21 protein-coding genes are annotated in these 20,003 nt (G+C 68.0%); 4 read left to right on the forward strand and 17 right to left on the reverse strand.

What is annotated here, in order from left to right; all coding sequences use genetic code 11:
* Window position 1: 1 nt before the first annotated feature.
* Both AC5W7N_RS02685 and AC5W7N_RS02690 read right to left on the reverse strand, forming a co-directional pair.
* Window positions 2–322, reverse strand: a complete 321-nt coding sequence (locus AC5W7N_RS02685) for a DMT family transporter (protein WP_195020514.1) — start codon at window positions 320–322, stop codon at window positions 2–4.
* A complete protein-coding gene (locus tag AC5W7N_RS02690; protein ID WP_163813629.1) occupies window positions 322–969 on the reverse strand; it encodes an FMN-dependent NADH-azoreductase in 648 nt (215 codons plus the stop codon). The genes AC5W7N_RS02685 and AC5W7N_RS02690 overlap by 1 nt, the downstream gene beginning before the upstream one ends.
* A 110-nt stretch (window positions 970–1,079) precedes the next feature.
* On the opposite strand from AC5W7N_RS02690, the gene AC5W7N_RS02695 reads away from it, so the two are divergent.
* The gene (locus AC5W7N_RS02695; protein ID WP_490724524.1) at window positions 1,080–1,679 is read left to right on the forward strand and encodes a TetR/AcrR family transcriptional regulator; all 600 of its coding nucleotides are present in this window, start codon (window positions 1,080–1,082) and stop codon (window positions 1,677–1,679) included.
* Between the two features lie 3 nt (window positions 1,680–1,682).
* Here the strand turns inward: AC5W7N_RS02695 and AC5W7N_RS02700 are convergent, their stop codons facing one another.
* Both AC5W7N_RS02700 and AC5W7N_RS02705 read right to left on the reverse strand, forming a co-directional pair.
* Window positions 1,683–2,552 carry an ABC transporter permease gene (locus tag AC5W7N_RS02700; protein WP_490724523.1) on the reverse strand — a complete coding sequence of 290 codons (870 nt, stop codon included), beginning with the start codon at window positions 2,550–2,552 and terminating at the stop codon, window positions 1,683–1,685.
* On the reverse strand, window positions 2,549–3,448 hold the full coding sequence (locus AC5W7N_RS02705; RefSeq protein ID WP_490724522.1) for an ABC transporter ATP-binding protein: 900 nt from the start codon (window positions 3,446–3,448) through the stop codon (window positions 2,549–2,551). The genes AC5W7N_RS02700 and AC5W7N_RS02705 overlap by 4 nt, the downstream gene beginning before the upstream one ends.
* A 172-nt stretch (window positions 3,449–3,620) precedes the next feature.
* Here AC5W7N_RS02705 and AC5W7N_RS02710 point away from each other — a divergent pair, with 172 nt between their 5' ends.
* From AC5W7N_RS02710 to AC5W7N_RS02720, 3 genes are all read left to right on the forward strand, one after another.
* Window positions 3,621–5,471, forward strand: coding sequence for a histidine kinase (locus AC5W7N_RS02710; protein ID WP_490724521.1), 1,851 nt, complete (start codon window positions 3,621–3,623; stop codon window positions 5,469–5,471).
* Window positions 5,468–6,130, forward strand: a complete 663-nt coding sequence (locus tag AC5W7N_RS02715; RefSeq protein WP_014348722.1) for a response regulator transcription factor — start codon at window positions 5,468–5,470, stop codon at window positions 6,128–6,130. The genes AC5W7N_RS02710 and AC5W7N_RS02715 overlap by 4 nt, the downstream gene beginning before the upstream one ends.
* Window positions 6,131–6,313: 183 nt before the next feature.
* On the forward strand, window positions 6,314–6,571 hold the full coding sequence (locus AC5W7N_RS02720) for an SHOCT domain-containing protein (protein WP_163813634.1): 258 nt from the start codon (window positions 6,314–6,316) through the stop codon (window positions 6,569–6,571).
* 103 nt (window positions 6,572–6,674) lie between these two features.
* Here the strand turns inward: AC5W7N_RS02720 and AC5W7N_RS02725 are convergent, their stop codons facing one another.
* The 13 genes from AC5W7N_RS02725 to AC5W7N_RS02785 all read right to left on the reverse strand — a co-directional run bounded on the left by AC5W7N_RS02725 (window position 6,675) and on the right by AC5W7N_RS02785 (window position 19,940).
* A complete protein-coding gene (locus AC5W7N_RS02725) occupies window positions 6,675–9,230 on the reverse strand; it encodes an ATP-dependent Clp protease ATP-binding subunit (RefSeq protein WP_194990200.1) in 2,556 nt (851 codons plus the stop codon).
* Between the two features lie 277 nt (window positions 9,231–9,507).
* Window positions 9,508–10,440 carry an esterase/lipase family protein gene (locus AC5W7N_RS02730; protein WP_495923185.1) on the reverse strand — a complete coding sequence of 311 codons (933 nt, stop codon included), beginning with the start codon at window positions 10,438–10,440 and terminating at the stop codon, window positions 9,508–9,510.
* Window positions 10,441–10,504: 64 nt separating this feature from the next.
* Window positions 10,505–11,098, reverse strand: coding sequence for an anthrone oxygenase family protein (locus AC5W7N_RS02735; RefSeq protein WP_194990198.1), 594 nt, complete (start codon window positions 11,096–11,098; stop codon window positions 10,505–10,507).
* Window positions 11,099–11,333: 235 nt separating this feature from the next.
* Window positions 11,334–11,957: an FHA domain-containing protein gene (locus AC5W7N_RS02740; protein WP_163813638.1), complete on the reverse strand. Its 624-nt coding sequence runs from the start codon at window positions 11,955–11,957 to the stop codon at window positions 11,334–11,336.
* Between the two features lie 147 nt (window positions 11,958–12,104).
* Window positions 12,105–12,464 (reverse strand): histone-like nucleoid-structuring protein Lsr2, encoded by a 360-nt coding sequence (locus tag AC5W7N_RS02745; RefSeq protein WP_036532452.1) that lies wholly within the window; start codon window positions 12,462–12,464, stop codon window positions 12,105–12,107.
* 115 nt (window positions 12,465–12,579) lie between these two features.
* Window positions 12,580–14,046, reverse strand: coding sequence for a lysine--tRNA ligase (lysS, locus tag AC5W7N_RS02750; RefSeq protein WP_195020916.1), 1,467 nt, complete (start codon window positions 14,044–14,046; stop codon window positions 12,580–12,582).
* 190 nt (window positions 14,047–14,236) lie between these two features.
* Window positions 14,237–14,668 carry a rhodanese-like domain-containing protein gene (locus AC5W7N_RS02755; RefSeq protein ID WP_163813639.1) on the reverse strand — a complete coding sequence of 144 codons (432 nt, stop codon included), beginning with the start codon at window positions 14,666–14,668 and terminating at the stop codon, window positions 14,237–14,239.
* On the reverse strand, window positions 14,668–15,312 hold the full coding sequence (locus tag AC5W7N_RS02760) for a cupin domain-containing protein (protein ID WP_228806302.1): 645 nt from the start codon (window positions 15,310–15,312) through the stop codon (window positions 14,668–14,670). Before AC5W7N_RS02760 ends, AC5W7N_RS02755 begins: the two co-directional genes overlap by 1 nt.
* Window positions 15,313–15,479: 167 nt before the next feature.
* Entirely contained in the window at window positions 15,480–16,274 is a 795-nt protein-coding gene (locus AC5W7N_RS02765) for a type III pantothenate kinase (protein WP_194990197.1), read from the reverse strand.
* Between the two features lie 28 nt (window positions 16,275–16,302).
* Window positions 16,303–16,722 (reverse strand): aspartate 1-decarboxylase, encoded by a 420-nt coding sequence (panD, locus tag AC5W7N_RS02770; protein ID WP_195020508.1) that lies wholly within the window; start codon window positions 16,720–16,722, stop codon window positions 16,303–16,305.
* Between the two features lie 13 nt (window positions 16,723–16,735).
* Complete coding sequence (gene panC, locus AC5W7N_RS02775; protein ID WP_163813641.1) at window positions 16,736–17,665, reverse strand: pantoate--beta-alanine ligase; 930 nt, start codon at window positions 17,663–17,665, stop codon at window positions 16,736–16,738.
* Window positions 17,662–18,594: a Rossmann-like and DUF2520 domain-containing protein gene (locus AC5W7N_RS02780; RefSeq protein ID WP_194990196.1), complete on the reverse strand. Its 933-nt coding sequence runs from the start codon at window positions 18,592–18,594 to the stop codon at window positions 17,662–17,664. The genes panC and AC5W7N_RS02780 overlap by 4 nt, the downstream gene beginning before the upstream one ends.
* A 131-nt stretch (window positions 18,595–18,725) precedes the next feature.
* Window positions 18,726–19,940 carry a DUF6779 domain-containing protein gene (locus AC5W7N_RS02785; protein ID WP_195020507.1) on the reverse strand — a complete coding sequence of 405 codons (1,215 nt, stop codon included), beginning with the start codon at window positions 19,938–19,940 and terminating at the stop codon, window positions 18,726–18,728.
* Window positions 19,941–20,003 lie beyond the last annotated feature (63 nt).

Here is a 20,003-nt window from a genome sequence, read left to right on the forward strand (position 1 = left end):
ATCATCCGGGATCGGTCATCTTGGCCAGCACGATCCCGCCGACGATCAGCGACAATGCCACAAATCTTCCCGCGCTCAACGGATCACGATGCACGGCCACGCCGAGCACGACGGCCCCGACCGCGCCGATTCCGGTGAAGACCGCGTACGCGGTGCCGACCGGCAGCGTTTGCATGGCCCGCGACAACAGGTAGACCGCGAAGGTCCCGAGCGCGAAACACAGCAGGGTCGGCAGCGGGCGGGTGAAATTCTCCGTCGGCTTGATGGACTGCGACCACGCGATTTCCACCAGCCCCGCGAGGCCGAGGATCAACCAGCTCATCAGTACCGCCCGGCCAGCTCACGCACCGTTTTCAGGGCCAGGTCATAGGAGCGCTCATGATCGGCGCGCAGGTGCGCAAGGCCCGGATCGAGCCGGGAATTGGCCAGCTCGGCATTCACGAACACCGCATCGCGCACGGCGAAATGACCGGCGAAGAAATCGCGCAGAAAGCGTTCCTGATGGTCGTAGCCGGCCTTCGGTGAACCGGGCGAGTAGGCGCCGCCACGCGCGCTGGTCACCACGAACCGCCTGTGGCCCAGTGACATTCGCGGGAACGCCACCTGATCGATCCAGGCCTTCAGGACGGCCGGGATCGAATAGTTGTACATGGGCGTGCCGATCAGCACGACGTCGGCGGCGAGTAATTCCTCGAGCAGTGGCCCGGTGACGGACCAGGCCGCGCGCTGGGCCGGCGTGTGCGCCAATTCCCCGATGCGCTCCAGCTCGGTACTGCCGTTGGCCAGCACGAGATCGCACAGTTCGGTCCAGCCCTGGTCGATGAACGGCACCGGATCCAGTGCGAGATCACGGTAGCGGTAATCGCCGTCCGGGTTGCCCGCGCGCCACTCGGCGGCGAAGGCAGCGCTCAGGCTGCGGCTTATCGATGGGTGGCGAGCGCTCGCATCGAGGTGCAACAGGGTGGTCATCGACATCCTTCCGATCAAGCGGACATTGCGTCCACTTATCTACGAACGCGACTGTAGGGCAAAAGTGGACAGCTTGTCCACATAATCCTGGATCGGCTACAGTCGCGGTCATGGATTCCCCTGCCGACCTGCTGGCCGGCGGTGCGGGCAGCGCTCCCGTCGAGCGCGCCGACGCCGCCCGCAACCGGGCCAAGGTGCTCACGGCGGCGGCCGAGCTCTTCGCCGCGCGCGATCCGCGCACGGTGACCATGGACGACATCGCCAAGGCCGCGGGCGTCGGCCGCGGCACCCTGTACCGCCGCTATCCGGATACGCATTCGATCGCCGTCGCACTGCTCGACGAACACGAACGGGCCCTGCAAGAACAGCTGGTGCGTGGCGCCCCACCGCTCGGCCCCGGCGCATCGCCGGCCGAACGGCTTGCCGCCTTCTACGCGGCCATGGTGGAACTGCTCGACACCCATTCCGGGCTGGTGCTCGGCGCCGAAACCGGCGGCGCCCGCTTCACCACCGGCGCGTACGGGTTCTGGTTCGCGCATGTCCGTGCGCTACTGCGGGCTGCGGGCGTGCCCGACCCCGACGCCATGGTCGACCCGCTGCTCGCACCGCTGGCGGCCGAGGTCTACCAGCAGCAACGCGCACGCGGCTTGGCCCCGGCACAGATCGCCGGGGCCTTGCGGCAGCTCGCGCACGCCCTGCTCGGGCGCTGAGATTCAGACCAGATCGCGGCGGCGGATCAGCCAGATCGTGGCCAGTACGAAGACCACGGTGTAGATCGTCAGCGCGAGTACGGATTCGGCGCGGGTCAGGATATCGAGCACGCCGGGCGTCGGCGGGGCATCGGTGCCGCGCATGGCCCCCGCCAATGAACCGGCGGCGGTGCCTGGCAGCCGATCGGTGACCACCTCGATCGGGTCGAAAATGCCCGCGACGCCGCGCAGCAGATTCTCCACCACCAGCACCCAGACCAGCCCGAGACCGACGGCCAGCGCCGGACCACGCGCGATCGCGCCGATCAGCGCGCCCGCCAACGTCCACATGCCCAGGATCAGGCTGCCGCTGACGATCCCGTCCAGCGAATGCCGCACCGAAGGCATCGCCACCGGCTGCGATTCACTACTCGCGATCAGTGAGGCAACGCCGAGATCCACCGCGAAGGCGACGACCACCAGGCCCACCACCACGACCGCGAGGCAGAGCAGCGTCGCCGCGATCGCCACGATGCGCGAGGGCCCCTGAGTGAGCACGGTTTTCCAGGTTCCCCAGCCATAGCCGCTGCCGATTGCCAGCGCACCGAGAATCAGCATCAACGCCCCACCGAACATGGCCATGCCCTGCGTGAACACCTCCGGCACCGCGGCGGGCAGCAACTGCTGGAGCAGTTGGTCTTTCGGCAGTCCGTCCGACATCGAGGTCTGTTCGCCGGACCGGTAGGCCAGGTAGTTGAACAGGTAGGCGAAGGTCAGGTTCAGCAGGATCCAGGTGCCGAGAATGATCCAGAACGCGGGCCATTTCGTCAGCCGCAGCCGCTCGGCTCGCATACTGGCGATCAGATCCGATACCGCCGTGGTGCGCACACTCATCTCACTGCCTCCAGACCGGTCATCTCGAAGAACACTTCCTCGAGGGATTTCTCATCGACGCGAAGTTCGAGCAGATCGGCGCCCGATTCGAGCACGGCGCGAGCGATTTTCGGCGCCGCGTCCGCGCCCGCCTCGATCCGGATGCCAGCCGCGGTGAGCGTCACCGGCTCGCCGAGCACCGCACGGATGGCCGGCACAGCGATGTCGGCGGGCGCGGCGCGAACCAACAAGGTCGCGGCGCCGCGCAATTCGGCCACAGTCGACTCGGCCAGCAGCCTGCCGCCGGAGATGACCCCGACCCGATCACAGATCTCCTGCACCTCGCTGAGCATGTGACTCGACAACAACACGGTGTGCCCGTCGGCGGCCAGATCCGTGATCAGCGAACGCATTTCCGCCATGCCCGCCGGATCGAGGCCGTTGGTCGGCTCGTCCAGGATCAGCAGATCCGGGCGCCCGAGCAGCGCGGCGCCGACACCGAGGCGCTGCTTCATGCCAAGGGAATAGGTGCGGTAGCGGTCGTCGGCGCGTCCGGCCAGGCCCACCCGCCGCAAGGCCTCGGACACCTGCGCCCGGCCGAGGCCCCGGTAACGCGCCATGACCAGCAGGTTGTCCCGGCCCGAAAGGTACGGGTAGAAACCCGGCCCCTCGATCAGTACGCCGACGCGGCGCACCACCGTGGGATCGCCCGGTGCCTGACCGAGCACCGTCGCCGAACCGGAGCTCGGTGTGATCAGCCCGACGAGCATGCGCAACGTCGTCGTCTTGCCCGCACCGTTGGGCCCGAGAAATCCGTAGATCTCGCCCGGCCGCACCCGCATATCCACCCGATCCACCGCGAGATGGGTGCCGTACCGCTTGGTCAGCTCTGTGGTCACCACAATCGAATCCGTCATGACCGAAACCCTCCTCGTCGTGGGCTGCGGCCACATCCGTCGCCGGACGCGGCTTCGGGTACGCCCGTTGACGTAGCGAGCCGGGCGGATGCGAGGGTGTGCACGGCGCGTATCCGGGAAATACGCGTCGGTACGGATGGATTCCGGCTACTGGGCGAATAGGGTGCATAAGGTGCGGGAGTTCGGGATGGCGGGTCGTGGCCTGGTCGGATGGGACTGGGGGGTGGCGCTTGTCGTCGCCGCGGTGCAGGTGTTCGGCGGGCGCGGAGCCAACTTCGGCCAGACGGGGGTGCGTTCCCTCGACGCCCTCGGCTACGCGCTGCTGCTGGTCGGGCCGGTCGCGCTGATCTTCCGCAGATATGAGCCGCTGCCGGTCCTGTTCGTCACGCTCGCGGCATGCGTGAGCTATCTGTCGCTGGACTACGGCTACGGGCCGATCTTCATCTCGCTGGTGATCGCCTTCCTCACCGCGGCCACCCGCGGATCACGGTGGTGGACCTATCCCCTGGTGCCGCTCGGCTACCTGGTGATCGTGTGGCCGCTACCCGCCCTGCTGGGCCGCCCCACCGAGGTGTGGCAGATCTTCGGGTTGATGGCGTGGCTCGCGGTGCTGGTCGGCATCGCCGAGGGGATCCGCCAGCGCCAGGCGGTGCTCGAGGCGCGCAGGCAGCGAGCCGAAGCGGCGCGGCGCGACGAGGAAGCCCAGCGCAGGCGCCAGGCCAGCGAGGAGCGGCTGGCCATCGCCCGGGAGCTGCACGACGTGCTGGCCCACAGTCTGTCGCTGATCAATGTGCAGGCGTCGGTGGCGCTGGAACTGTTCGACAAGAAACCGGAACAGGCCGCATCCGCGTTGGCCGCCATCAAGGGCGCGAGCAAGGACGCGCTCGCCGAGGTACACACGCTGCTGCACACCATCCGCACCGGGAGCCCGGTCGGCGGCGAGGGCTCCGCGGCCGAGCCCGAGGCGATCCCGGACCCCGATCAGCGCGCCAGCCGAAGCCGCCGGCGGCGCGCGCGGGCCAGGCGGCGGCGCACCGAGATGCCGGGACCCGCACGGCGAGCCGATGCCCTCGGCGCCGATACCGGCACCATGGCCGAGGGCCAGGACCACTCCACGACCGAGCCAGAGCCGGCCGATCAGACCGCAGTACCGGCCGCGCCGCGCAGCCCCGCGCCGAGCATCGCCGATCTGGACGAACTGCTGCATCGCATCCGCGAAGCCGGGCTGACCGTGCACACCAGGGTGCTCGGCACCGTCGCGCCGCTGCCGAGCGTCATCGACGTGGCCGCCGCCAGGATCATCCAGGAGTCGCTGACCAATGTCGTGCGGCACGCGCCCGGCGCGGACGCCACCGTCACCGTGCGCTACACCCCCGACTCGGTCGATTTCACCATCGACAACACCCGCCCCACCAGCGCGCCCGTCCGCACCGGGAGCACCGGCGGCAACGGGATCATCGGGATGCGGGAACGGGCCCATGCGCTCGGCGGGGCGCTGACGGCAGGGCCGCGGCCGAGCGGAGGTTTCCGGGTCGCGGCGCGGTTGCCGGTGCGGCCCGCGACGTCGAGTGAGCGGGCGAACTCGACCTCGCCCGGTGCGAAAGCCGAGCGGGCCGGCGCAGCTGGGCAGGCGGCCGGCGACACGACCTCGGTGGGCGACGCCTCCGGTCCGGCGCAGGACCGCCCGCCCGCGACGGGAACATCGCGTGCGCAACCACCCGCCGACCCGCCCGGCCGGAACGGCCGAGACCAGCCGCAGGGTTCGGCTCAGGACGAGGCCGACCCGGCGGCAGCCGCACGCGCGACCACGCAGCCGGGTCGGCCCTCCCGTCTCGGTTCCGAGCGACCGCCGGGCGGCGAGAACAACCGACCGGCCACAGCACCGGCTCGTCCCTCCGGCCCCACCGCGGGCTCGAACTCAGCCATCCACCGGCAGCCCGCGCGCACCACAGCACCCTCGGGAGCCAACGGCCGGGCACACCCGGACCCGTCCGACGGCCACGGCGGAACGGAGCCGCGATGACCATTCGGGTGCTGGTCGCCGACGATCAGGCGCTGGTGCGGGGAGGTTTCGTCGCCCTGCTCGACGCGCAGGACGGCATCGAGGTGGTCGGCGAGGCCGACAACGGCGAACAGGCCGTGCGGATGACGCGCGCGCTCGCCCCCGACGTGGTGCTGATGGATATCCGGATGCCGATCCTCGACGGCCTCGCCGCCACCCGCATGATCGCCGACGATCCCAAACTGGCGGAGGTGAAGGTGGTCGTGCTGACCACCTTCGAACTGGACGAATACGTTTTCGAGGCGATGCGCTCGGGCGCCACCGGTTTCCTGGTCAAGCACACCGAGCCCGCCGACCTGGTGCGCGCGGTCCGCGTCGTCGCCGCCGGAGACGCGCTGCTGTCCCCCGGCGTCACCCGCCGCCTGATCGCCGAATTCTCCGAACACGCCAAACAGCCCCCGCCCGCGACGTTTTCCGAGCTCACCGACCGTGAACGCGAGGTGCTCACCCTGGTCGCCGAGGGCCTCACCAACGCCGAAATAGGCGAACGCCTCTACATGAGCCCGGCCACCGCCCGCACCCACGTCAGCCGCATCCTCACCAAGCTGAACGCCCGCGACCGCACCCAACTGGTGGTCCTGGCCTACGAATCCGGCCTGGTGCGCCCGGGCTGGCAGTAAAACCGGGTTGTCGGCGGGTGATGCTGGCCCGGCTACGGCCTCTGGCTCCGGTCTGCCGGATAGCCGACGCGACGCAGCCGGGGTGATCGTGCGGATCTGCCGTTCCCGTACGCCCGCAGACGTAGTGGAAGCAGGAACGCGCGACCGATGTGATCACGGTGCTCGCGGGCGCACTCTCGTGGCATGACCACTTACCTGACACCTGAAACCGCCACGCTGCTCGCCGACCATTACGACGGCGGTTGGCATCCCTGGCCGTTCTTCTGGATCTTCCCGCTGCTGTTCTGGATCACCGTGATCGTGATCGCCGTGGTGCTGACGCGGACCAGGTTCCGGCGCGACAGCGGCGTCGGTGCGTTGCGGAATTCGTTCGCTCGCGGCGAGATCACCGAGGCGCAATACCGCGAACGACTGGCGGTGCTACGCGAAACCCGAAGGTGACCTGCCCGCACCCACAACCCGCCGACGCGCACGGAACATCGTCCACCCGCAGACGAGCACGGGCCCGCTCCCATCAGGAAGCGGGCCCGTGTCGACTCGGTTGTTACTCGCCGGAGGCGGCCTCGGTGGTGCCTTCGGCGGCGCCGGTCAGCACGACCTCGGGCTTCTCCTCGGCGGCGGCCTTGGTCAGCTTCGCCTTGGGGGTGAAGGTGAACTTGGCGTCCTCGCCGGAGCCTTCGCCGTCCCAGCCCTCGACGTCGACCGTGACGACCTGGCCGGGGCCGATCTCGCCGAACAGGATCTTCTCCGAGAGCTGATCCTCGATCTCGCGCTGGATGGTGCGGCGCAGCGGCCGGGCACCGAGCACGGGATCGAAGCCGCGCTTGGCCAGCAGGCTCTTGGCGGAATCGGTGAGCTCCATCGCCATGTCCTTGTTCTTCAACTGGACACCGACGCGGTTGATCATCAGATCCACCATCTCCACGATCTGCTCGGTGGTGAGCTGGTGGAAGACGATGACGTCGTCGATGCGGTTGAGGAACTCGGGCCGGAAGTGCTTCTTCAGCTCGTCGTTGACCTTGAGCTTCATCCGCTCGTAGTTCGAGCCCTCGGCGTTGGACTGCGAGAAGCCCAGGCCCACGGCCTTCGAGATGTCGGAGGTACCCAGGTTCGAGGTGAAGATCAGCACCGTGTTCTTGAAGTCGACGGTGCGTCCCTGGCCGTCGGTGAGACGGCCGTCCTCGAGCACCTGCAACAGGGTGTTGTAGATCTCCTGGTGCGCCTTCTCGATCTCGTCGAACAGCACCACCGAGAACGGCTTGCGGCGCACCTTCTCGGTGAGCTGGCCGCCCTCCTCGTAGCCCACGTAGCCCGGAGGGGCACCGAAGAGCCGCGAGGCGGTGAAGCGGTCGTGGAACTCGCCCATGTCGATCTGGATGAGCGCGTCGTCGTCGCCGAACAGGAAGTTCGCCAGCGCCTTGGACAGCTCGGTCTTACCGACACCGGACGGGCCGGCGAAGATGAACGAACCGGACGGACGCTTCGGATCCTTCAGGCCGGCGCGGGTGCGGCGGATGGCCTTGGATACGGCCTTGACCGCATCTTCCTGGCCGATGATCCGCTTGTGCAGCTCGTCCTCCATGCGGAGCAGACGGGTGGTCTCCTCCTCGGTGAGCTTGAAGACGGGGATACCGGTCCAGTTGGCCAGCACCTCGGCGATCTGCTCGTCGTCGACCTCGGCCACGACGTCCAGATCACCGGAGCGCCACTGCTTCTCCCGCTCGGCACGCTTGGCGACGAGCTGCTTCTCCTTGTCGCGCAGGCGCGCGGCCTTCTCGAAGTCCTGCGCGTCGATCGCGCTTTCCTTCTCGCGACGGGCGTCGGCGATCTTGTCGTCGAATTCGCGCAGGTCCGGCGGTGCGGTCATGCGGCGGATGCGCATGCGGGCGCCGGCCTCGTCGATCAGGTCGATGGCCTTGTCCGGCAGGAACCGGTCGTTGATGTAGCGGTCGGCCAGCGTGGCGGCCGCGACCAGGGCACCGTCGGTGATGGAGACCCGGTGGTGCGCCTCGTAGCGGTCGCGCAGACCCTTGAGGATGTTGATGGTGTGCTCGACGGTCGGCTCGCCCACCTGGACCGGCTGGAACCGGCGCTCCAGGGCGGCGTCCTTCTCGATGTACTTGCGGTACTCGTCGAGGGTGGTGGCGCCGATGGTCTGGAGCTCGCCGCGGGCCAGCTTCGGCTTCAGGATCGAGGCGGCGTCGATCGCGCCCTCGGCGGCACCCGCGCCGACGAGCGTGTGCAGCTCGTCGATGAACAGGATGATGTCGCCGCGGGTGTTGATCTCCTTGAGCACCTTCTTCAGGCGCTCTTCGAAATCACCGCGGTAGCGGCTGCCCGCGACCAGGGAACCCAGGTCGAGGGTGTAGAGCTGCTTGTCCTTGAGCGTCTCGGGAACCTCGCCGTTGACGATGGCCTGGGCCAGGCCCTCCACCACGGCGGTCTTACCGACACCGGGCTCACCGATCAGCACGGGGTTGTTCTTGGTGCGGCGGCTGAGCACCTGCATGACCCGCTCGATTTCCTTCGAGCGGCCGATGACCGGGTCGAGCTTGCCCTCGAGCGCGGCCTGGGTGAGATTGCGGCCGAACTGGTCGAGCACCAGCGAGGTGGACGGGGTACCGGTCTCACCACGGGCACCGGACTCGACCGGCTCCTTGCCCTGGTAACCGGACAGCAGCTGGATGACCTGCTGACGCACCCGGTTGAGATCGGCGCCTAGCTTGACCAGCACCTGGGCCGCCACGCCCTCGCCCTCGCGGATGAGGCCGAGCAGGATGTGCTCGGTGCCGATGTAGTTGTGGCCGAGTTGCAGGGCCTCGCGCAGGCTCAGCTCCAGCACCTTCTTGGCGCGCGGGGTGAACGGGATGTGCCCGGACGGGGCCTGCTGGCCCTGCCCGATGATCTCCTCCACCTGGCTGCGCACGCCTTCCAGCGAAATGCCGAGCGACTCCAGCGACTTGGCCGCGACGCCCTCACCCTCGTGGATCAGCCCCAGCAGGATGTGCTCGGTGCCGATGTAGTTGTGGTTGAGCATCCGGGCCTCTTCTTGGGCCAGGACAACGACGCGCCTCGCGCGGTCGGTGAACCTCTCGAACATCGCTCCCTCACTCTCCTGCTCCGACATTCTGGCAACAGACGCCGCAGTGTGCTGTCGAACAAACCTGGGCGCCAAACCCGACGAACCTAGCCGTCAGCCTGCCATGAAGCCCGGGGGTTGCGGCCCCCGCCTCCACTCTAGTTGGCGGAGGATTCCGCCGCCGCCGGTCCACCCTATTGCCGACCGGCGACAGCACGGTCATTCACTCATAACGTGGCTGTTCCCGGTTTCGTTTCCGATGCGGTTTTGCCCTCAGCGAACATCGCCGATCGGGCGCTCAGCCGGTGAACGGCGCCACGAAATGGCACGGAACTTCCCGGGGATGGGCAGGGTCGAGGGCGTTGAGCACGTGCGCCGCGGCCCGCGGGCTGCCCGCGATACCGAGATGTTCGGAGTAATCCTGCGCGCAACCGTGCTGGACGACGATGTTGGTGACGTTCGGCCCCGGCGGCACCGCCGAGGTGTAGGGCACCACGATCTCCTCCATACTGCCCACGATATTGGTGTAGGTCACGCCGGGGTGGTAGATACCGTCGGCATTGAGTTCGGCCAGGAACGGCCCGCCTGCGGGCATCTGCGCACAGGCCAGGCACGGGATCGAGTTCCAGGCCTCGCCCAGCCCGACCGCGCGGGCGAAGGCGGCCACATCGGCCATGCCGAAGGCGGTGGTGCCGAGCCATGGCACCGCGAGCGAGACGATCTTGTCCACCTTGTCCGCCCCACCGAGCCGTTTGACCAGGTAATTGGCGACCAGCCCGCCCTGCGAGTGGGCGACCACATCGACCTGCCCGGCGCCGGTGGCGGCGAGCACCCGGTCGACAAAGGCGCCGAACTCGGCGGCGTTGTCCTGGATCGGCATCATGCCGCCGAGCGCCGACAGCGGCCAGGGCAGGTCGTACGCGCCGTAGGTGAGCGCGTAGACGCAGTAGCCCTCGTTGGCCAGCAGTGCGACGTAGGTGCCCCAGTTGGTCTGCGCGCCGCCGCCGGTGCCGTGCGCCAGCACCACCGGGTTGGGATGTTCGGCGGTGGGACGGCAGGACCAATCGTTGGAGCCGGGCAGCGAGCCGCCGGGGTTGGTCAGTTCGCCGGGGATGCCGGCGAAGAAGTTGTAGACGACCGGATATCGCTCGGCCTGCGCCGCCCCCGCCGAGCTGACCCACAGCGCGGCGAGGACGGCGACGATGACGGCGATGACGGGTGCTCGGCGCATGACCCCTCCCAATTTCTGTAACGCGTTCCAGAAGGCTACGTAGTGACCAGCGCCGATGGGGCCGTTACTGACGGGTAGGTTCTGAAACGAGTTCCGCTCGGGCCGGGGCCTGCGCGACCGCGACACCCGGCTGCGCGGGCAGCGCCGCGGCATCGTCGCGGCCCTGCTGCAGACCCGCGCTGAACAGCGCGCCCGTCAGCACCAGGAACGCCAGCGTGTGCAGCACCGCGCGCACGATATTCCAACGCACCCAAGCGGATTCGAACTCCGCGCGCACCGCCGCCGGATCCGCGATGGCCCCTGGATCGCCCGCCGCCATCAACTGATCATTGAGCGGGACGTTGAGCGCGATGGTCACCGCGAACGCGATCACGTTGAGTACCAACGCGACTGCGATCCACAGCAGCGTCATCCTGCGGTCCGCGCCCAGATGCAGCAGCGCCGCGAGCACGGTGAACCCGACCGTGCCGAGGAACCCGATCATGAAGGCGGGGTTGATGATCACGACATTGATCTTCTGCATGGTCTCGATCAATGCGCGATCGTCCATCCGGGCCAGCGCGGGCATCACCGAGATCGCGTACGCGTAGAAAACCCCCGCGATCAACCCGGTCGCCAATGTTGCCGCCACCAGCGCGACGATTCGCCCTACCGACATGATCTGCTCCGTTACCGTCCGGCCGCCGACGCGGCGTGTTCGTGTCCCTTCGGCTCCCGAACGGGGATCCGCATGGTCGCCCCTTCGCGGTTGCGCGGGGCGCTTGCGAACCTGTGCGTTCCGGCCGAGCGGGTGGAGCCTCGCGAGCTCCGATGACACCTATGAGTCAACAGAGTCCGGAGCCGCGCGACCATCGCCGAGACGCTCGCACCCATCAGCGAGCGTCTACGGCCGGCTACAGGTCGCGGTCGGAGATGAGTCCGCTCTGCATGGCGAGGGCTGCCAGGCGCACCCGTTTCTGGTTCTGCGGCAGATCCTCGACGCCGAATTTGGCGAACAGCGCGCGCAGGTGGGTCTTGATGGCGTCGACGCTGAGGAACAATTCCTCGGCGATCTGCTGATTGGAGGCCGGAGTGGCGAAACCGGCGCCGTGTTTGTAGGGCCTGCACAGCGCGACCAGCACCGCGCGCTGGGTGTCGGTCAGTGAGCGGGCAGTGGGGATGGTGCCGGTGGAGGCGCGGGTGGCGTCGTCGGCCACGGCACCGAATTCGTGGAACGACACCAGCGAGGTGCCGACCCGGATCCGGTCGCCCGCCATCAGCCTGCGCCTGCCGACCAGGCGCTCACCGTTGACGAAGGTGCCGTTGCGGGACAGGCCGTCATCGACGATGGTCCACTGGGCGCCCAGATATTCGACGGCCGCGTGCAGCCGCGAGACCTCGGCGTCCCAGCGCAGGGACAGATCGGCATGAGTGGAACGTCCGATGGTGACGCGCGGGTGGTCGGGATTCAGCAGGTACTCGTGCCGATGCCCGTCCGCGTCGGTGTAGCGCAGGATTGATCCGACGAAAGCTGTCACGACCTCATGACCCCAGCTCGACGGGATGACACGACTCTGCTGGATACGGTGCTGCGCACAGATCCATGGTGCCGTGCCTCGGCCACTACGAACAAGGCTGCCGCCGGGGCGTCGCACGATTCGCCCGGCGGCAGCCGCGAATTACGACTAGCTCTTGGCGGCCTTGTTGTAAGCCTCGGTGATGTCGGCCGAGATACGCCCCCTGGCATGCACCTTGTGACCATTCCGGCGCGCCCACTCACGAATTGCCGCGGTTTGTTCACGGTCCATCGGAACGCGGCTCTTGGTGGTGCTACCGGTGGTGGACGCGGCCTTCACCCGACGCCGGCCGCTCACCCGCCGAGCGTTGGCAACCCACTGCTCCATCTCTTCCCGCAGCTTGGCCGCATTTGCCGCCGACAGGTCGATCTCGTACGACACACCATCGATACCGAACTCGATGGTCTCGTCCGCGATGGACTCACCGTCGACATCGTCGATCAAGCTTACGGTGACCTTCTTTGCCATGAGATGAACGTCCTCTCGAAATCGTGCGACCCGCATACTAGGCCGATTGCCCGAGGCAAGAATACCTCTAATTCGAAAAATGCCAAGACGAGCTTCAGACGTGCAATCCGTTCGCTCAGCGAGCGGACGGTCGCACAATTGGGAACAGTATCGTTTCCCGGATTCCCAAACCAGTGAGGGCCATCAACAAGCGGTCGATTCCCATACCGGTTCCGGTGGTCGGCGGCATACCGTGTTCCATCGCGGCGAGGAAGTCCTCGTCGAGCACCATGGCCTCGTCGTCACCGGCGGCGGCCAGCCGAGCCTGATCGACAAACCGTTCGCGCTGAATCACCGGATCGACCAACTCCGAATAGCCGGTGGCCAACTCGAACCCGCGCACATACAGGTCCCACTTCTCGGTGACACCGGCCTTGTCGCGATGCTGACGGGTCAGCGGAGAAGTCTCGACCGGGAAGTCACGCACGAATGTGGGCGCGTACAACTTGTCGCCGTACTGGTGCTCCCATAGTTCCTCGACGAGTTTGCCGTGGCCGTAGCCCTTGCCTTCCGGAATTTCCAAACCGACCCGTTCGGCCAGCGCGAGTAATTCCGGAATCGTTGTTTCCGGGGTGACCTCCACGCCGAGTGAGTCCGACAGCGACGGATACATCTCGACGGTCGCCCACTCACCGCGAAGGTCATATTCGGTGCCGTCGGCGAGGGTCACCACCTGGGTGCCGAAGGCTTCCTCGGCCACTTCTTGGATCAATTCCCGGATCATGCGCGCCGAGTCGTCATAGGTGCCGTAAGCCTGATAGGTCTCCAGCATCGCGAACTCCGGCGAATGCGTGGAGTCGGCGCCCTCGTTGCGGAAGTTGCGATTGATCTCGAACACCCGCTCGAGGCCACCGACCACGCAGCGCTTCAGGAACAGCTCCGGCGCAATACGCAGGAACAGATCCATATCGAGCGCATTGGAATGGGTGACGAACGGCCTGGCCGCCGCGCCGCCGTGCAGGGTCTGCAACATCGGCGTCTCGACCTCGAGGAATCCGCGCCGCTCCAGCGCGTTGCGCAGCGCACGCACCACCGCGACCCTGGTGCGGGCCATCTGCCTGGCCTCGGGGCGCACGATCAGGTCGACGTAGCGCTGCCGGACCCGCGATTCCTCGTTCATCTCCTTGTGCGCGACCGGCAGCGGGCGCAGCGACTTGGCCGCCATGCTCCACTCGTCGGCCATCACGCTCAATTCGCCGGTTCGCGAGGAGATGACCTCACCGTGCACGAAGACGAAATCACCGAGGTCCACATCGGACTTCCAGGCCGCGAGCGCCTCGGCCCCGACCCCGTTGAGGCTGATCATGGCCTGCAATTTGGTGCCGTCACCCTCCTGGAGGGTGGCGAAGCACAACTTGCCGGTATTGCGCATGAAAATGACGCGCCCGGCCACACCGACGATGGTGCCGGTCTGGGTGTCGGGCGCCAGATCCGGATATTCGGCGCGGATCTCGGCCAGCGAATGAGTGCGCGGCACGACGACCGGATACGCCTGCCCGCCCTCGGCGAGCAGGCGCTCCCGCTTCTCCCGGCGAATCCGCATCTGTTCCGGCACGTCATCGACGTCGACGGGGCGGTTGGCGCGGCCCGCGGGAGCCGAGGCCGCGGAGCTACCGGAGGAAGGGGAGTTGGGGGTGCTCACGTTGAACTACCCTAGCGTGCACCGGAAACCGTTTTGCGTCCCGCCCGCCCCTGCTGACCGGCTGCTCCCGGCCCGGCTGAGGTGGGTATTTCTACAGCGAGGCGAGGGCGGCGACCTCACGGGCGAAATGCGGCGCCCGCGACGCCACGGTGAGTAGTCCGGCCGCCTTCAGCGCCTGGTAGCCGCCGACCAGGTCGGTGGCGCGATGCAGCCCCAATTGCTGTAGCGAGGCGGCGGCCAGGCTGGAGGTGTAGCCCTCCGAGCACAGCACGATCCATTCCACGTCGTGATCGGTGGCCAGCGCCAGCCGAGCCGAGCTGGTGGGATCGAGCCGCCATTCCAGAACATTGCGTTCGATCACCAGGGCGCCGGGCATCGTGCCCTCACGAATTCGCTGCGCCTGCGGTCGGATGTCGACCAGAATCGCGCCGCGTTCGAGCGCCTGCGGCAATTCGAAGGCGTACAGCCTGCGCAATTGCGAGCGCGCGGCGTCGAGCATCTGGTCGATGGTCTGCGGGCTCATCACATATCACCTTCGGGCTGGTCGGTGAGGACGGTGCGGGTACGGCGCAGGCCGCCGTGCCCGGTGAGTTCGTAATAGGACATGGCGGTCAACGGTGGGGAGTAGGCGTGCACGCTCAGCGTCGGATCCAGCGGACCGACCGATTCGGCGACCGACGCCGGCACGTCGAGGCCGGCGACGGGCGGCTCGGGCGCGCGCACGACGTCGTGCACCCAGCCGATCGGGAACGAGGCCTGATCACCGGCCACCAAAGTGCGATGACGCAATTCGGTTCCATTCCAACGGTATTCCGACAGCGCGCCGCTGAGCACGGTGAGCGCGCCGATGGAGCCGGCGTGATCGTGCAGCTCGGTGTGGCGGTCCGGGGTCCAGCTGATCAGCCACACATCGACCTCGTCGTCGGACAGCAGGCGGGTGGCCCAGCGTTCCTCGGTCGGCCAGCGGCCGTCGGCGGGTAGTAGGTGGTCGTAGCGGCCGGCCAGTACGTCCTCGGCGCCTTCGTCGGTCAACCGGAGCAGGTCGGCCGGGCGCAGCCGGGTGGGCAAGGCGGGGGCGACCGAACGGGTCGGGACGGGATTGGCGGCCCGTGTGCTCAGCGTGCGGGTGTCACGGGCGGACGGAAGGGAAAGAACAGAAGAACGCATGAGCGAATCTCCAGGAGGTGTGCGACGGTCGAGGACTTTACGAATGCCTCGAACGGTCGAGGCAGGTCAGCCTCGACAACACTCCTGGGTGCTCACGCGGAAATACACGTCGATGAGTGTAGCAGCCACCTCGGCGCACCGCCGATGACCTGCCCCACAGTCGCTGCTCACGCGCGCCGGTTGCGTTGGTTGCGCTCGTAGACCAGTCGCAGACCGGTCAGCGTCAGCCGGGGTTCGTGATGTTCGATGGTCTCCGATTCCGGCACGATCAGCGGTGCGCCCGCTCCCGTGGCCACCACCGCGACGTCATCGCCCGCGAAGGCCTCCACGTCATCGCGGATCCGGTCGACCAGGCCGTCCACCAGGCCGGCGAAGCCGAACACCGCACCGGACTGAATGCACTCCACGGTGTTCTTGCCGACCACCGACCGTGGGCGTGCCAGCTCGACCCGGCGCAGCGCCGCACGTTCGATGAGCGCCTCGGTGGAGATCTCCACCCCGGGGGCGAGCACCCCGCCGAGGAACTCGCCCTTGGCCGAGACCAGATCGACGCAGGTCGACACCCCGAAATCGATGACGATGGCCGCGCTGGCGAACTTGTCGTAGGCGGCGAGACTGTTCACGATACGGTCCGCGCCGACCTCCTTCGGATTGTCGACCAGCAACGGAATGCCGGTCCGCACACCGGGTTCCACCACCACATGCGGTACGTGATTCCAGTACCGGTCCAGCATCAGCCGCAGTTCCCGCAGCACCGGCGGCACGGTGGACAACGCCGCGACGCCGACCACCTCGTCCAGATGCGCACCGACCAGCCCGCGCACCTGCATGGCGAATTCGTCGGCGGTCAGCAACGGGTTGGTGTGGATGCGCCAGTGCCGCGCCAGTTTCGCGTGCGCGCCGCTGCCGGAGAACAGCCCGAGTTCGATGCTGGTGGTGCGGACGTCGATGGTCAGCAGCATGTGCCGATCCTCTGCTCCCCCGCGCCCGTCAGACGAACGACAGGTCGCGCGGGGTGAGCAGGCCCGAGCCCTCGGGGGCGTGCGCCGGGTCGGAACCGAGATCGACCGGGCGGTTGCGGTCGTCGACGAAGACCACCTTCGGCGAGTACTCCTTCAGCTCCTGCTCGTCCATCATCCCGTAGGCGATCAGGATGACCAGATCGCCGGGGTGCACGAGATGGGCTGCGGCGCCGTTGATTCCGATGACACCCGAACCGCGCTCACCGGCGATCACATAGGTCTCGAGGCGGGCGCCGTTGTCGATGTCGACGATGCAGACCTGCTCGCCTTCGAGCAGATCGGCGGCGTCGAGCAGATCCTGGTCCACCGTCACCGAGCCGACGTAGTGCAGATCGGCGTGGGTCACCGTGGCGCGGTGGATCTTCGACTTCATCATGCTGCGCAACATCGTCGTCGCCTTCCTATACCGATACCTGGGCGGGCGGGGTGCTTGGATTGGGGTGGCCGTCGATCGTCGCGCCGAGAACCACCGGCATGTTGTCGATGAGCCGGGTGGCGCCGACCTTGGCCGCGATCAGCAACCGGGCATTCCCGGAGGCGGGGGCGACATCGAGGTTCGACGAACGAAGTTCGAGATAGTCCAGGTCGAGGCCGGGCACGGCGTCGAGGACGGCGCGGGCCGCGGCGAGCACCGATTCGGGACCGGCCCCGCCGGCGCGGGCGCCCGCCACCAGGGCAGCCGACAGCGCCGTCGCGGTGTCGCGCTGCTGCGGATCGAGGTAGCGGTTGCGCGAGGACAGCGCCAATCCGTCCGCCTCGCGCACGGTCGGCACGGCGACGATGGAGACATCGAAATTCAGGTCGCGCACCATCTGGCGGATCAGCGTGAGCTGCTGATAATCCTTCTCGCCGAAGAACGCCTCGTTCGGCTTGGCGATCTGCAGCAGCTTGGCCACCACGGTCAGCATGCCGGCGAAATGCGTGGGACGGGTGCCGCCCTCGAGTTCGGCGCCGAGCGGACCGGGATGAACGGTGGTGCGCGGGCCGTCCGGATACATCTCCGCCACACTCGGCGCGAAGACGATGTCGACGCCCTCGGCTCGCAGCAATTCCACGTCGGCGTCGAGGGTGCGCGGGTATTTGTCCAGATCCTCGCCCGCACCGAATTGCAGCGGGTTGACGAAGATCGAGACGATCACGACCGTGTTGGTCCGCTTGGCGCGACGCACCAGCTCGAGATGCCCTTCGTGCAGCGCGCCCATCGTCGGCACGAGACCGACCGTGCGGCCGACGCCACGCAGCGCCTTCGACACCGCCGCGACCACCGACGGGTCGTGCAGCACATTCACTTCGCCGGGCCGATAAGCGTCACGAAGTTTCGGATCCATCATCGACGCTCCTCCAGCAGTTCGATCAGGGCGGCATCGGAATCGACCCGCTCGGCGGTGCGCAACGACAGCGCACGGTAGCTCGCGGCCAGCCGCGGATCGAGCGCGTCGAGCGCTCGCAGGTGCGCGCCGACCGCGTCGGCGTCGCCCCTGGCCACCGGGCCGGTCAGCGCGGACTGGCCGCGGCGCAGGGCATTGTCGAGGGCGGCCGAGGCCAGCGGGGCGAGCAGCCGTTCGGCCAGGCCGCCGGGCGCGTCGTCGACCACCTGCTGGCCGAGCAGACCGGGGCCGTCCAGCGCGGCGCGCAACGCGGCGACCGCGTCGACGATGACCGTGACCAGGTGATTGCTGCCGTGCGCGAGCGCGGCGTGATAGAGCGTGCGGTGTTCCTCGGCGACCCGCACCGGCTCCCCGCCCATCTCGATCACCAATGACTGCGCGATGGCATAACCGATCTCGTCCGCGGCGGTGATGCCGAAACACGCATTGGCCAGCCGGGCCAGATCCTCGTCGTGGCCGGTGAAGGTCATGGCCGGATGAATGGCCAGCGGACGAGCGCCGAGTTCGGTCAGCGGAGCGAGCACGCCGACGCCGTTCGCGCCGGAGGTGTGCGCCACGAGCGTGCCGGGACGCACCACGCCGGCGGAAGCGAGTCCGCGGATCAGGCCGGCGAGTTCGCTGTCGGGCACGGCGAGGATCAGCAGCTCGCTGCTGGCGGCGACCTCTTCCACCGGCAGAATCCTGGATTCGGGCAGCCGGGTGCGCGCACGATGCACCGAGGCGTCGGAGATCGCGGACACACCGAACACCACATGTCCGGCGCGTTCCAACGCGACGCCGAAGGCCGAACCCACGCGTCCCGCCGAGACGATTCCTACCGTCAGTCGTGCGGGCGCGGGATCGGGTCCCGACGCGGCGTTGCCAGAATTCACGCTTGGCGAGGTCAACAGTGTCCTCTCGGATGTCGTTCCAGTCCCGCTCGGCGGGTACCAGACGTTACGTCACGAGAATATGGGCAAGCCCCGCCATGCGCCATGGCCGGTCCCCGTGATCTACACCGCAGTCAGCTCGACCGGTTGCTCTGCTCGGATTGCAGATTCGCCATGATCTCGGCCACCGACAGCCGCTTGGACGACGCGTCGCCCGACTCCGATTCGGCCCGCCTGCGCCGCCGTGAACTGGCCGAACCGAAGGTCGGGCCGGATTGCGCGGTGCGCGTGGGCGCTGCTGCCGGGGTGGCCGAGCCGTTGGTCGGCGCCGGATCGTCCTTCGATGCGGACGTGGCGGCCGTGGAGCTCTCCGCGGCACCGGCGCCCGCGGCCCGCGTGGCGGGATCGGCCGTTTCCGGCTCCGGCGATGTGTCCGATGATGCCGACCATGCCGGAAGCCGCTGGGCGGACGAACCCGAGGTGTCCGGTGCGGGCGGTCCGACGATGTCCTGACCGTGGAACTCGGCGGGAGCGGGCGGTCCCACCAATGTCGACTCGCCGGATGCCTGCGCGGCCGTCCACGGCGCGGCGCTGTCGTCGGGCTCGGCCGGGGTCTCGGCGAACGCATCGGCCCAGCCGGTTGTCGCGCCGAACGGGTCGGCAGCGGTGCCGTTCGCCGTGGTAGCGGGGCCGTCCTCGTGGTCGAGGGTGATGATCGAGGTCTCGGCGGTCACCGGATCGTCGAAAGGGCTGGCGAAGACCGGCGGCTGCGGATGATCGGTGTCGTAGACGGGGGTCACCGAATCGCGGGGCAGCTGCGGCCCGGCCCAGCCGTCGGCATTCGACGAGTTAACGTTCGCCGAACCGGCCGGTCGGCCGGTGAGTTCTTGGACGCGCACGGCGTCGGCGTGCAGCGCGGGGCGATCCATCGGGAGATCACCGTCGAACAGCCGCTGCAGACTCTGCCGCAGCACCGTCAGCTCGGCCCGCAGCGCGGCCATCTCGGCGGCGTCGGCACCCACTTCCTGGCGCACCCGCGCCTCCACGCCGAGCTCGTATTCGCGCCGCGCCGAGATCTCGCGATCGAGCTGCAGTTCATAGACCTTCTGCAGGTCACGGACCTTCGCCTTGTCGACGGTCGACTCCTTGCGGTACTTGGTCGCCGCGAGGGCGCCGAGCACCGCCGCCCAGAGCGCCGCGACCAAGCCGATCCGAATAAATTGCACGCTATCGCTGAAAATCAGGAAAATACTGGCAACCAGGCCGAGCAGAATCAGTGCACCGATGAACAATTTTCCCGCATAGTCCCGCCGTCGGGGGGAGCTGCTGGTACGGGAGGGTGAAACCATGCCCGCCAGGGTAGCTCGGATGACCGCGGCGGCCCAGGTTCCGGGGTGGTGATTCACCCGACC

This window comes from Nocardia sp. CDC519, assembly GCF_059509835.1.